This window comes from Sediminibacterium sp. (assembly GCF_030695065.1).
GTDB lineage: Bacteria > Bacteroidota > Bacteroidia > Chitinophagales > Chitinophagaceae > Sediminibacterium.
Map to the genome: position 1 here is coordinate 468308 of NZ_JAUYTR010000023.1, position 13632 is coordinate 481939.

General features: G+C 36.4%; 10 protein-coding genes. 3 read left to right on the forward strand and 7 right to left on the reverse strand.

Annotation, left to right across the window (positions count from 1 at the left end; all coding sequences use genetic code 11):
* Nucleotides 1-192: 192 nt before the first annotated feature.
* Nucleotides 193-1443 carry a glycoside hydrolase family 5 protein gene (locus Q8S25_RS12830; protein WP_305538374.1) on the forward strand — a complete coding sequence of 417 codons (1251 nt, stop codon included), beginning with the start codon at nt 193-195 and terminating at the stop codon, nt 1441-1443.
* Here the strand turns inward: Q8S25_RS12830 and Q8S25_RS12835 are convergent.
* From Q8S25_RS12835 to Q8S25_RS12860, 6 genes are all read right to left on the reverse strand, one after another.
* Nucleotides 1440-3788, reverse strand: a complete 2349-nt coding sequence (locus Q8S25_RS12835) for an ATP-dependent helicase (RefSeq protein ID WP_305538376.1) — start codon at nt 3786-3788, stop codon at nt 1440-1442. The genes Q8S25_RS12830 and Q8S25_RS12835 overlap by 4 nt on opposite strands.
* A gap of 39 nt (nt 3789-3827) precedes the next feature.
* Nucleotides 3828-6224 (reverse strand): ATP-binding protein, encoded by a 2397-nt coding sequence (locus Q8S25_RS12840; RefSeq protein ID WP_305538378.1) that lies wholly within the window; start codon nt 6222-6224, stop codon nt 3828-3830.
* A gap of 105 nt (nt 6225-6329) precedes the next feature.
* On the reverse strand, nt 6330-7220 hold the full coding sequence (locus Q8S25_RS12845) for an OmpA family protein (protein ID WP_305538380.1): 891 nt from the start codon (nt 7218-7220) through the stop codon (nt 6330-6332).
* A 33-nt stretch (nt 7221-7253) separates the two neighbouring features.
* Nucleotides 7254-8900, reverse strand: a complete 1647-nt coding sequence (locus Q8S25_RS12850) for an AMP-binding protein (RefSeq protein WP_305538382.1) — start codon at nt 8898-8900, stop codon at nt 7254-7256.
* Between the two features lie 2 nt (nt 8901-8902).
* Complete coding sequence (locus tag Q8S25_RS12855; protein ID WP_305538384.1) at nt 8903-9472, reverse strand: 1-acyl-sn-glycerol-3-phosphate acyltransferase; 570 nt, start codon at nt 9470-9472, stop codon at nt 8903-8905.
* 62 nt (nt 9473-9534) lie between these two features.
* Complete coding sequence (locus Q8S25_RS12860; RefSeq protein ID WP_305538386.1) at nt 9535-10251, reverse strand: PAS domain-containing protein; 717 nt, start codon at nt 10249-10251, stop codon at nt 9535-9537.
* Nucleotides 10252-10376: 125 nt separating this feature from the next.
* Here Q8S25_RS12860 and gmk point away from each other — a divergent pair, with 125 nt between their 5' ends.
* Together gmk and Q8S25_RS12870 are read left to right on the forward strand one after the other, a co-directional pair.
* Nucleotides 10377-10967 (forward strand): guanylate kinase, encoded by a 591-nt coding sequence (gene gmk, locus Q8S25_RS12865; protein ID WP_305538388.1) that lies wholly within the window; start codon nt 10377-10379, stop codon nt 10965-10967.
* A gap of 23 nt (nt 10968-10990) precedes the next feature.
* Complete coding sequence (locus tag Q8S25_RS12870) at nt 10991-11815, forward strand: NAD(P)-dependent oxidoreductase (protein ID WP_305538390.1); 825 nt, start codon at nt 10991-10993, stop codon at nt 11813-11815.
* On the opposite strand, the gene lysS is transcribed toward Q8S25_RS12870, so the two are convergent.
* Complete coding sequence (gene lysS / locus Q8S25_RS12875) at nt 11812-13338, reverse strand: lysine--tRNA ligase (RefSeq protein WP_305538392.1); 1527 nt, start codon at nt 13336-13338, stop codon at nt 11812-11814. The two genes, Q8S25_RS12870 and lysS, sit on opposite strands and share 4 nt — an antisense overlap.
* Nucleotides 13339-13632: the final 294 nt, after the last annotated feature.

A 13632-nucleotide genomic window follows, 5' to 3' on the forward strand; every position in this document is an offset into this window, starting at 1 on the left:
ATGCTGTTTTACGTAAGTTATTCTACTGCAAATTTAAAACAATTCGTTTGGAGCAAAAGTTCAATCCTTGGGTTTAACCCATTCCTGACCCTTATTTTTCGGATATCGTAAGTTCACTCAATAAATGCCCTCTTTTTACGTTATTCTACATGCGCTACTCATGATTTAGATAAGCAGCTAATAATTAGGCATATGCGAATCATTTTCATTTTGATGTTTTTTATATGTGTTTCGGGCCAATTAAATGCCCAAAACGACCCTTTTATGCTAGGAATGACCCTAGGCGGGGGCGAAATCAATGAAAATCAACTTCCAGGTAACTTAAACGAACATTACCAATATCCATCTGAAGAAGAGCTGGATTATTATTACCAGAAAGGATTTAGGTTAATTACGATTCCTTTCAGGTGGGAGCGGGTACAAAAAACCTTGGGTGGAGATTTGGATTATGGTGAAATTGGAGAAATTCGGAAAGTTGTTTCATGGGCTGCCCAAAGAGATATGCAAGTAATATTGTCTATGTATAATGGGGGCAGGTATAGAAAATACGGGGTGGATTATATAGTGGGTTCTTATTCTGTTAGTAGACAAGATTTTGCTGATTGTTGGAATAAAATTGCGAATGCATTTTCGGGATACCCTAATATTTATGGATATAATTTAATGTCTGAGCCACATGATATGCAGGCATTTGATTGGCAAACATCGGCACAATGGGCCATTAGTTCAATTCGTATGGCCGATAGAAGAAGCCGCATTATTGTGTCGGGTAACAATTACGCAGCCGCTGAAAGTTGGGCAGACTATAGCGATCAGTTAAAAAACTTAAATGATCCGCAAGATAAATTGGTCTTTAATGCGCATTGTTATTTTGATAATGACTTTACAGGAAAATACCTTTTCTCTTACGACCAAAATCAAGCATGGGATTCAACGGGAATACAACGGGCAATGCCATTTGTGCAATGGCTAAAACAAAACAATAAGAAAGGAATCATTGGACAATTTGGGGTACCTGATACCGATGGTCGTTGGTTAACCATCATGGATAGGTTTCTTCAATACCTAAAAACCGAAAATGTAACAGCACAATACAGTTCTTCTGGAAAAAGATTGAGTGGAAATCCAGTGAGTACCTATCCGCTAGCAAGTGTAGAGCGCCCACAAATAAAAACACTACAAACCTTTTTAGCCGGTGCTGAAATGACGTATAAAAAACCCATTGAAAAAACAGAATCATTGGTTCAAGCAGATTCCAATACTAATAACGCGGGTACAGTAGAAAAGGTAGCAGAAGCACCAGCCGAACCACCGTCTTCTTTTTTGTTTTTACCAGGTACGGTTTTGTTGCCACAACCCAATGGTGGATTATACAAACCATTTTTAAAATCGACTACTACAAGAGAAAAATCCGTACGTGTTGCTAAATACAGAAAACCTTAAGAAACGATTCTCAGTTTTGCGTAATTCAACATAATCTTCTTTTCTCCATTTTGCGCAAAGTCAATGGTAGCAACCGGATTATGTGCTGAACCCTCCATGGCTTTCACTATTCCAAAACCAAATTTTTGGTGTTCTACTTTTTGGCCTACTTCTAAACCAGAAGTATCACTAGGCGCAAAATCAGCAGATGGAATATGGGCTACTACTTTGGGTGCCAATGGTTGAATGGGCATGTATTCAGGTCTGCTACTTGCTGGTTTTTTTGATGGCGGCGGACCATATTTATTTGCAGCTTGTTGAGACGCATTTCCAAAACCTCTTTGCATTCGTTCATATGCAGAGCCCCATTCGGATCCAGCATGATTTCTAGCACCACCACCTGCATATGTTTTGTCAATAGATTCTTCAGGCATTTCGTCTATAAATCGACTGGGTTCATTTTGAACCAACTGACCAAAACGATACCTTGAATTGGCATAAGTTAACCATAGTCTTTGTTTGGCTCTGGTAACGGCAACATAAAACAATCTTCTTTCTTCTTCTAATTCTTCTCTAGTATTAATACTCATTGAATTTGGAAAAAGGGTTTCTTCAATTCCACCAACAAATACACAGCCAAATTCTAGACCTTTTGCAGCATGTATGGTCATCAATTTTACTACATCATTGTTTTCTTTGTCATCGTCGGCATCGGTTAACAAAGTAATTTGCTGTAAATAGGATCCTAACGTTTTATCGCCTAACTCTCCGTCTTCGTTACTAGGGCTTTCGGTCCACTCTTTAATAGAGTTGAATAATTCTTGTACGTTTTCGTAACGGGCAAGTCCCTCTGTTGTTTTATCGTTGAACAGTTCCTTTACCAAACTGGTATGCTTACCCACTTGTGTGGCTACATCAAAAGCATTTTTATCTGTTAACATGCTTTGGAAATAGCGAATCATCGTAGTGAAGTTTTGCAATGCCTCTAGTGTTCCCGACTTAAATCCAAATTCCCCTGCCCTGCTCACTACATTAAACATGGGAATATTTTGTTCATTGGCAATGATGACTAATTTTTCAATAGTTGTTTTGCCAATACCCCTAACAGGATAATTAATGATTCTTTTCAATGCTTCTTCATCATTCGTATTTACAATCACCCTTAAATACGCAAGAATATCTTTGATTTCTTTTCTTTGATAAAAGCTTACGCCCCCATAAATTCGGTAAGCAATCCCCATTTTTCTTAAGCTTTCTTCAAAAGATCGGCTCTGGGCATTTGTTCGGTAAAGAATGGCAAAATCCTTATTAAAATAATGATTGCGAAGTTTTTGTTCTTGTATGGTATCGGCAACAAATTTTCCCTCTTCATTATCGGTCATGGTTCTCACCAACTTAATCTTTTCGCCTTCTTCGTTTTCGGTCCAAAGATTTTTGGGTATTTGTCCTTTGTTATTTTTAATAACTTGATTGGCTACTTTTAAAATTTGTTGACTGCTTCTGTAATTCTGTTCCAGTTTCACCACTTTTACATCGTCGTAGTCTTTCTGAAATTGTAAAATATTTTCAATGGTGGCTCCTCTAAAACTATAAATACTTTGCGCATCATCACCTACTACACAAATATTTTCATGTGCTGCAGCTAAGAGCTTGCTAATTTGATACTGAACAGGATTGGTATCTTGGTACTCGTCTATAAGTAAATATTTAAACTTATGCTGGTACTTGTGTAATGCTTCAGGAAAATTATTCAGCAGCTCATACATTTTCAATAACAAGTCATCAAAATCCATTGCGCCGTTTTTGAAACAACGCTTTGCGTATGCGGCATATACTTGCGAAATAGCAGGCCTGTTTGATCTTGCATCTTCTTGCTGAATGGCATAATCGGTTGCATATTCTGCAGGACCTACTAAAGCGTTTTTTGCTGAAGAAATTCTATTACCAACAATATTGGGTTTATAATGTTTGTCGTCTAAATGCAATTCATTGATGACTGTTTTTAAAACAGAACGGCTGTCATCAGTATCGTAAATGGTGAAATTACTAGGGTATCCTAATTTACCAGCTTCCGCCCTAAGTATTCTGGCAAATACACTGTGGAAGGTTCCAACGTATAAATTTCTAGCTTCCGCATTACCAAGAATTTTTTCAATTCTTTCTTTCATCTCTGCTGCAGCCTTATTGGTAAATGTAAGTGCTAGTATATTAAATGCATCTACTCCATTTGCCATTAAATGTGCAATTCGGGTAGTTAATACTTTGGTTTTTCCACTGCCTGCACCGGCAACAATCATCAATGGCCCTTTAATATGTGTAACCGCTTCCCGTTGAGACTCATTAAGTCCATTCAAATAATCCTGCATACTAATAAATTCAAACGCAAGATAGGCTAAGGTTGGCTTTTATAAACGGTGAATTCCGGTATAGTGCAGAATTAGTTTAAACAGTTCAGCAGGTATAAAGGGTTTTACTACTATATCATTTATCCCGGTGCTTTTTATACGATCTTCTATTTCTCTAGGTAAGCTAGCTGTTAAAGCAATAATGGGTGTTGTTACACCACGATCTCTTAAAATACGGGTGGCTTCATACCCATCCATCACAGGCATATGCATGTCCATTAAAATAATCTGATGAATAGTTGGGTTAAATAGATCAACCGCTTCTTGTCCGTTTTGTGCAATATCAACTGTAGCACCCCATTTACCTAAAAAAGTTTTTGCTACTAAAATATTTACCTCGTTGTCTTCTACCAATAAAATAGACATACCAGTTAGGGGCTTGCTATCTTCGGTAGGTGCTAAGCTTATCTCAATCTCTTTTTCCTTTGAAACAGGAGCAAAAATTGGGTAGTTAATTTCAAAGTAAAACACAGAACCGTTATCAGGTTCACTTTTAAGTTGAAGACTGGATCCTTGTAATTCTAATAATTTTTTACTTATAGCTAACCCCAAACCCGTACCGCCAAAATTTCTAGAAGTACTATTGTCTGCTTGAGTAAACTGATCAAAAATTAATTGTTGTTTCTCTTGTGCAATTCCAATTCCGGTGTCTTCTATTTCTATTAGTAAGCGAACACTGGTAGCATCCTGCGCTTTAACACTTATTCTTAATTCTACATAACCCTTTTTGGTAAACTTAATGGCATTGTGTATAAGGTTACCAATGATTTGACTTGTTCTTGTAGGGTCTCCAATAAGCTTGGATTTTAATTGATCATCAATCAAAATCCTCAAATCAATTCCTTTGTCTTTTGCAAGGGTTCTAAAACCTGAAATTAGTTTATTCGCAATATTATTGAGATCCATTTCTATGGATTCAAAGCCAATTTTTCCTGCTTCAATTTTATTATAGTCTAAAATATCATTTACGATTGATAATAGATTATTAGCCGAAAACAAGAGCACATTCAATTGTTCTTTTTGATCTTCAGAAGGCTTTTCCATTAGCATGATATTGGTCATACCTAAAATGGAATTTAGCGGGGTTCTAATTTCATGAGACATAGTGCTCAGAAAATCATTTTTTGCTTTGAGCCCTTGCTCAGCTTCTTTTTTAGCTTCCTTTAAAATGTATGCGAATCTAAATGATAATATTAGCGACTGGAAAAAGAAGAAAGAGAGATAGCCAAAAAATAGGACAAATCGAGGAGGCTGAATTATATTAAAATACTTAAGATTAATTAAAAGGAATATGATTAACAAAATACCCGTACTCAGCAAAGCATATTTGGCACCTAGCTTTTTGTTTACATAAGCCTTAATATAAATATAGAATGCATGTCCAATTACAGTGAACATTACAATTAAGAAAGGATTGATTAATTGAGTAAAAATACTAGGAGGGAAAATAATTACAGTTAAACATAGAAGAGTAGCTAAACTTGCTTCAACATAAAGTAGCCATTTATTGGTTTCGTCTGGGAATAAATACTTTGTGTAAAACATGAAAAATATTACACTAATAAAAAGGCTGAGGTATTCTAAATGCACACCAATTATCCAAGGAAAATGGGGGAACAAGCTATGTAAAACATAATTATCAGAACCAATGATTCTGTAGCTATATGCAATACAAAATAAGGAGAAGAATAAAATAACTTTATCGTGCTTGCCAAAATAAAACAATCCAATAAAAAATAGGCCCCCCATCAATAAAGCACCAGCCAACAATAAATCAAAACCATCTTCTGCAGCTTTATCAGATTGAAGTAGTTGATGGTTACCAATCAATATGGGTTTATATGGGCCCCCTTTAGAATGTCGAAAATTGGCTATTTGTAGTATTAAGTCTAAAGTGTCAACAGAAGGAAGCGCTACTACTTGTTCTAACCATTGCTCCCTTGTACTTTCTTTATTCGTTCCTGGAACTCCTGCATTGGCCAGTGGTTTTCCATTCACCAGTAATTGAAAAGAGCAGTAAGTGTCGGGTAATTTGATGGCTAAATGATGCTGCTGTTTACTATTTACAATTACCCTTACTGTATGGCTTGCAAATCCTTTTGCTGGCAGAGATTTTCCATTTATGATTGTGTTATTCCAATGATTTGGAAAATAAGTATATGCAGTTGGAATGGAATTGGTATCAGATTCTGTTAGCAATTTCTCCCAATAAATACCCCATTCACCAGTAATGGAAACAGGCGTTTGATCAAGATTCGACTTGCTTAAATCAATAAATCCTTTCTTTACTAAGGGGGTATTAACGGTTTTAGTTTGTGAAGTACCCAATTGCGCCAACCCCATAAAAAGCATCAGCAAAAACAAGCTGATTCGGATATTGGTACTGTTTGGAAACATAGGGCTTATTGGATATTCAATTTATGATATATATCTAATATAAAAAAAACGCCAACCCTTTTTAATTGGGTTAACGTTCTATTAGCAGCATTTAACAAATTGTTGTTATTTTTTTCTTTCCAATAATTTGAAGAATTGGTCTAATTGAGGAATAATCACGATTCTGGTTCTTCTGTTTGCAGCCCTTCCTTCAGCTGTTGAGTTATCTGTTAAAGGAACAAACTCTCCTCTACCTGCAGCAGTCATTCTTTTAGGATTCATTCCATAAGACTCTTGTAAAATTCTTACAACAGTGGTTGCTCTTTTAACACTCAAATCCCAGTTGTCTATCATTCCGCCGCCTTTAATTAACGGAATAGAATCTGTATGACCTTCCACTAAAAATTCAATGTCAGGTTGTGCATTCAACACTTTGGCAACTTTTCCTAATACTTCTTTTGCTCTTTCGGTTACTTCATAACTACCACTCTTGAATAACAATTTATCAGAAATATCAACATATACTACACCCTTGTCTACTTTAATATTTACATCTTTGTCGTCAATATTACCCAATACCCCTTTTAGGTTCATTACCAATGCCATGTTCAAAGAATCCTTTCTGGCAATAGAGCCTTGTAGGTCTTGAATGTATAAGTCTTTGGCACCAATATTTTCCAGTGATCTTCTAATGCTCTCGGCTTGAGCACCTGTTACCACAGAAAGGTCTTTTAATTGATTCAATACCAAATTGTTGGTTTGCTTTACATAATCCAACTGAGAACTGGTTGTGTTTAATAAGGCATCAGCAGATTGCTTCTGTGTTTGCAGATTACTAATTTGGTTCTTCGATTTACTCAATTCTTCTTCTAATGTTCTATACTTTCCTTGCAATTCAGCATAAGCGCCATTTAATTCGCCATATCTGGCTTCGGCCTGTCTTAATTGTTTCGGGCTAACACAAGCAAATAAAGTAAAGGAAGCCAAAGCGGCAAATGTGTAGATTTTCATTTTCATTGGTCTTACATATTATTTATAATAGGGTGCAAGTTATGCAAAAACCACTTTTACTGTTGCGTTATACCAATTGTTATAATAGTCTTTAAAGGTTTCGTCTAAAACTTTACGTTTTATTTTGAGCGTAGGGGTTAAAATACCATTTTGAATAGTCCACTCTTCAGCCATAATGATCAGTTTAGCCAATTGCTCGTGGTGTTCTAATTCTTGGTTAATTTTTTCTAATAATTGGTGCAAGTGTTCTTGCAAATTGGTTTCTGCCAATTGTCTGGCATGTTCAGATAAAGTGCACAATAATAATGGTGCTGGCATACCCCATCCTACTACACAAGCTTGGGCAATCATGGCATCAGACAATACTTTAGATTCAATTGGAGCTGGTGCAACATACTTACCCTTACTGGTTTTGAACTGGTCTTTAATTCTTCCGGTGATTTTTAAGTAGCCTTCTGTATCAATATGTCCTTCGTCTCCTGTTTTTAAATACTCGTCTTCAAACATTTCAGCAGTTAATACTGGTTCTTTATAATACCCTAACATATTGGCTTCGCTCTTCACCAACACTTCATTTTGTTCACTTAGTTTAACTGTTACACCAGGATAAGATTGACCTACGGTACCAAACTTACAAGCCCCCTTTCTATTGGAATGAGACAAAGCAGAATTTTCGGTCATTCCGTAAGCTTCCTGAATTTCCATTCCTATTTGGTAAAACCAGTCTAAAACCATAGGATTAATAGGCGATGCACCAGTGTACAAATGCTTCACCCTTCCTAAGCCCAATTTTTTCCGAATCATTTTTTTGATAATGGAAGAAATCAGTGGAATTTTTAATAGCCTAGTCAATTTTTGTTGCGGCATTTTACGCAATATTTCCTCTCTAATTTTTTCCCAGATTCGGGGAACAGCTAAAAAAATAGTGGGTTGCGTATATTGAAGGTTCTTCGAAAAAGAATCCATGGTCTCTACAAAATGAATACAACCTCCTGTAAAAATTGCTCCACATTCAACCAACATTCTCTCTGCAACATGGCAGAGTGGTAAATAAGAGAAAAACACTTCGTCCTTTAATGGAGGCGTACTTTCTAAAAATGAATACACTGCAAAAGACATGGTATGGTTACTATGCATCACCCCCTTAGGTGCGCCTGTGGTTCCTGAAGTATAAATGATGCATGAGAGTGCTTTAGCATCAAGCGGGGTAAGCTCGGTTAATGGCGAAGTAGATTGTACTAAATCATCCCAGTTTAAACAACCTCCATTTAAATAAAACGGAAAACTGATTTGGGTCATATCTTCTGGTATGCCCATTCTAATTAATTCTGGGTTATCTAGCTTTCCAACAAATATGGTCTTGGCTTCGCTGTGCAATAAAATTTCATTTACCGCATTGCTGGTAATATTTGGATACAAAGGAACAGCAACCATACCAGCCATATTGATGGCTAAATCGGCCATGATCCAATGTGCACAGTTTTTACTCAATACGGCTACTTTATCGCCTTGTTGTAAACCAGATTGTTGCAACCAAGCGGCCATTGATCTAATTTCTTTACCTGCTTTAGACCAAGTAAATTCCTGGTAAACCCCTTTTACGGGTTCAGATAGAAACAATTTATTGGGTTGGCTTTCTTCGAAAAAGCAAAAACGATCAATGATGGTTGGATAAGCGTTTATCATAATTAGTTGGGGGCTTTTTGATCTAAATGTTGTAAACCGTATTCGGGTATTTTGCCATCTTTATCAGCAAAATAATGAATGATGTATTGAAAGTCTGCTTCCATATTACCAGTTGGCATAAAGGGTTTAGAGAAAGTGATTTGTTTTCTTCCAAAATCTAAACCAGCCAAAACAATGGGTACGCCCGCTTTATGGGCAATATGATAGAATCCAGTTCTTAGTTTCTCTACTTTTTTTCGTGTGCCTTCGGGTGATAAAGCCAATACAAAAGAGTCGCTAGCATTAAATTTTTCCACTACTTGGTCAACCACATTATTGTTGCTGAATCGATCAACCGGAAAACCACCAACTTTTCTAAAAAAGAATCCAAAACGTCCATTGAATAATTCTGCCTTACCTAAAAACTTTAAATGATAGAGTCTAAGTTTACTTCTCACAGCTAAGCCCACAACAAAATCCCAAGCACTGGTATGAGGGCCAACAGCAATGACACATTTTTTCAGGTGATAGGGAAATTCATCACGAATAGTCCATCCCTGCAGTTGCAGAAAAAGGTTCCAGCATACACGCATAGCAATCGATTGGGAAAATCAAGATAGAAAAAAATGAATAAAAGGGAAAATAAAGTTTTGTGCTAGTATTTTAAATAACGAGCACTGGCATAAACCGAATGTGTTAAACTATCCCAGTTAGCATACCACTGCATAATAATAGTTGATCCGTCTTTTTTAACGATTCTATTTTCAAAGTTGGTTAATTCTTTTCCATGTTTAATTTGAGCAAATGCTTCAAATGTTTTTCTTCGGTCCTCCTCAAATACAAAGTCAATATGGTCTTTGCCAATTAACTCCCAATCTTCATAACCCCACAGCGTCTCCACTTGACGATTTATTCTAACAAATTCTCCTTTTATGTTGAGTACGCATAAAATATCTAATGAAGCGTCTAAAATTTTTCTTAAATCTCTTACAGATTTTTCTAATTGAAGTTCACTTTCTACTTGATCGGTTATATCATTCACTAAAGCATAAATACCAGTAATGGTTTCTTCAATTTTGATGGGAATATAAGTGACTACCCAGGTTAATTCCTTGTTTTTAACAGTCTGAATTTTGCACCTAAATTTTTCGGTAGCACCCGCTTTAGCCAAATTAAACTTTCTAAAAATATCTTCCATTTCTTCGGGCAACATAAATGGAAAAATGCTCTCACCTTTTAATTTCGATTCAGGGCACTCTAATAAAATAGGCAACTGCTTATTCATTAAAGTGATATTCCCTTCTAAGTCTAATGAAAATACTGCGTTAGGGTTTTGGTCAAAAAGCAATTGATAGGCGGGCTCGCTATTCATGGTGAACAATTTGAATGCTTTAAAGCAGGTTAACTATCCATTGTAAATTTCGGATATTATATTGGCTAAAGCAAATAATCGTAGTTATAAACAAATAAATGTTTATTTGCAGAAAACATTGTTGAATGACAGCCGATAGTCGTAAAATCATAATCATAGCCGCGCCCTCCGGTTCGGGCAAGACTTCTATTACTCGTTTTTTATTGCAGAAATATCCTGCTTTGTGTTTATCGGTATCTGCAGCAACAAGAAAACCAAGAGGGGAAGAAAAAGATGGGGTGCATTATCATTTTATTTCTGAAGAAGACTTCAAACATAAAATTGAAGAGAACGCTTTTGTAGAATGGGAAATGGTATACGAAGGCAGTTATTACGGAACCTTAAAAGCAGAATTAGAGCGCATTTGGAACTTGGGCAAAACCCCTATTTTAGATATTGATGTAAAAGGGGCCATTCACTTACAAGACCAGTTTCCGAATCGTTGCTTGTCTATATTTATTGAGCCGCCTTCTGTAGCAGAATTAAAAAATCGATTAGAGAGCAGGGGAACAGAAACCCCTGAAAGCCTTGCTAATCGAGTGAATAAAGCCAGTTATGAACTTTCATTTAAGAATCATTTTCATAAAAATATTTTGAATGACAACTTAGAGCGAGCTTGTAAAGAAACCGAAGAAGTCATCAAAGAATTCCTCGGTTGGCAAACGGCTTTAGCTTAAATTGAGTAACTAACTTTTTGTATATGTCATCATTTACGAGCAGAACTGTATTCATTTCAGGTGCCAGCAGAGGTATTGGAAAAGCCATTGCTTTAAAATTAGCTAAAGAAGGAGCTAATATTATTGTTGCTGCCAAAAGCGTAGAAGAAGATTCTCGTTTAGGTGGAACTATTTTTTCTGCAGCAGAAGAAATAGAAGCAGCTGGAGGTAAAGCATTGGCCGTTCAAGTAGACATTAGAGACGAAGCCCAAATTATTGCTGCTGTGCAAAAAGCAGTAGATCGTTTTGGGGGGATTGATGTTGTCATTAACAACGCATCCGCTATTTCTTTAACCAATACCGAGAAAACCGAAGTAAAGCGGTTCGATTTGATGCAAAGCATTAATGTTAGAGGTACATTTTTAGTAGTAAAGCATTGTTTGCCTTATTTAAAAAAAGGCACCAATCCACATATCATTACTTTATCTCCACCAATTAGCTTAAAACCCAAATGGATGGGCGGCCATATTGCTTATACCCTTACCAAATACAATATGAGTATGTTGGCGTTGGGATGGGCTGCTGAATTTAAATCGGATGGCATTGCTTCAAATGCTTTGTGGCCAAGAACCACAATTGATACTGCTGCTGTAAGAAATTTATTGGGCGGTGAAGCATTGGCCAATATGAGTAGAACGCCTGAAATTATTGCCGATAGCGTTTATTATATTTTGTCTAAAACAGGTTTGGCCTATACGGGTAATACCTTCATTGACGAAGAAGTGCTTGCCAAAGAAGGTATTACCAATTTAGATCAATATGCGGTTGTGCCAGGTGGCCAATTGTATCCTGATTTATTTGTAGACTAATCTTCAAATTTTTCGGGTCTCATTTGAGGGAACAAGAGCACATCTTGAATAGATGCTTGGTTGGTCATCATCATACACAAGCGATCAATTCCAATGCCTATGCCCGATGTAGGGGGCATACCGTATTCCAATGCCCTTAAAAAGTCATAATCTATAAACATGGCTTCATCGTCTCCTCTTTCCATTAATTTAACCTGTTCTTCAAAACGTTCGCGCTGGTCAATAGGATCGTTTAACTCAGTGTATGCATTGGCCAATTCTTTTCCGTTCACCATTAATTCAAAACGCTCTACCAAACCTGGCTTGCTTCTGTGTTTCTTAGTTAGCGGACTCATTTCAACCGGGTAGTCAATAATGAAAGTTGGTTGAACATAAGTATGCTCACTGGTAGCCCCAAAAATTTCATCAATCAATTTTCCTTTACCAATGGTAGGCGGCACGTCTATTTTTAATTGCTTACAAACAGCTCTTAAACCCGCTTCGTCCATTTCGCTTACATCAATACCAGTATTCTCTTTAATAGCATCATGAATGCTGATTCTTTTAAAAGGTGCTTTAAAACTGATCACTTTATCTCCCAACTGTACATCGGTTGTACCATGAATGGTCAAAGCAATTTTTTCAAACAACTGCTCGGTTATTTCCATCATCCAGATATAGTCTTTGTAGGCCGTATACCACTCTAAAACGGTAAATTCAGGATTATGGGTTCGATCCATCCCTTCATTTCTGAAGTTGCGGCTAAACTCGTATACCCAATCAAATCCACCCACGATCAATCGCTTTAAGTACAATTCATTCGCTATTCTTAAATAAAAAGGAACATCCAATGCATTGTGGTGGGTAATAAATGGTCTTGCAGCTGCACCGCCAGGTATTGCTTGTAATACGGGTGTGTCTACTTCAATAGCACCCTGTGCATTTAAATACTCACGAATGGTATTGATTATTTTAGTCCTCTTTACAAATGTGTCTTTTACATCTGGGTTGATGATTAAGTCGGCATATCGTTGACGGTAACGAAATTCGGGATCGGTTACTGCATCAAAAATATTTCCTTCTTCATCGCGCTTAACAACCGGTAGTGGCTTTAATGATTTAGTGAGTAATGCAATTGTTTGTGCATGCACAGAAGTTTCACCTGTTTTAGTGATGAAAGCATAACCAGTACACCCAATTATATCACCTAAATCTAAACCGTGCTTAACTACATTGTCCCAAAATGATTTGTCTTCATCTGGGCAAATATCATCTCGCTTAACATACAATTGAATAATTCCCTTGCTGTCTTGAATCTTGATAAAGAAAACTTTTCCTTTATCATTGATGCTCATAATTCTACCTGCTACACAAAGATTACTAAACTGTTCTTTGGTTTCTTCGGTGTAATTATTTTTAATGTCTGTAGAGAAACTATTTACCGGATACAATGGTGCGGGAAATGGATCAATACCTGCTGCTTGCAATTTTGCAAGCTTCTCTCTTCTAATTAATTCCTGTTCGGAAAAATGTACTTCGCTCATAAATTCAATGTTGTAATTGGTATAAAACAAAAGTCTCGCAGAAGCGAGACCTTGTATATGGATGGGTTAGTAAGTACAGGGAAACGCATTTCCCTACACAATATTAAAAAGACTTTTAACTTATTCAAAAATTTTTTTAAACAATTTTATTAACATTTTAGTTCCAAATGTGAATTCAGCAGTTTTTTACGGCATTAAAAAAGAACGTTTATGAACAAAAACGCTTGCATATAAAATGGCGAATCAATTTTTATAATTCGCTGAAACATTGATGAACAAAGCGTTTTGTGAATA

Bases quoted from the DNA above. Each gene is read 5' to 3' on its own strand.
- Q8S25_RS12830 (WP_305538374.1), top strand. From the start codon at position 193: ATGCGAATCATTTTCATTTTGATGTTTTTTATATGTGTTTCGGGCCAA.
- Q8S25_RS12835 (WP_305538376.1), bottom strand. From the start codon at position 3,788: ATGCAGGATTATTTGAATGGACTTAATGAGTCTCAACGGGAAGCGGTT.
- Q8S25_RS12840 (WP_305538378.1), bottom strand. From the start codon at position 6,224: ATGTTTCCAAACAGTACCAATATCCGAATCAGCTTGTTTTTGCTGATG.
- Q8S25_RS12845 (WP_305538380.1), bottom strand. From the start codon at position 7,220: ATGAAAATGAAAATCTACACATTTGCCGCTTTGGCTTCCTTTACTTTA.
- Q8S25_RS12850 (WP_305538382.1), bottom strand. From the start codon at position 8,900: ATGATAAACGCTTATCCAACCATCATTGATCGTTTTTGCTTTTTCGAA.
- Q8S25_RS12855 (WP_305538384.1), bottom strand. From the start codon at position 9,472: ATGCGTGTATGCTGGAACCTTTTTCTGCAACTGCAGGGATGGACTATT.
- Q8S25_RS12860 (WP_305538386.1), bottom strand. From the start codon at position 10,251: ATGAATAGCGAGCCCGCCTATCAATTGCTTTTTGACCAAAACCCTAAC.
- gmk (WP_305538388.1), top strand. From the start codon at position 10,377: ATGACAGCCGATAGTCGTAAAATCATAATCATAGCCGCGCCCTCCGGT.
- Q8S25_RS12870 (WP_305538390.1), top strand. From the start codon at position 10,991: ATGTCATCATTTACGAGCAGAACTGTATTCATTTCAGGTGCCAGCAGA.
- lysS (WP_305538392.1), bottom strand. From the start codon at position 13,338: ATGAGCGAAGTACATTTTTCCGAACAGGAATTAATTAGAAGAGAGAAG.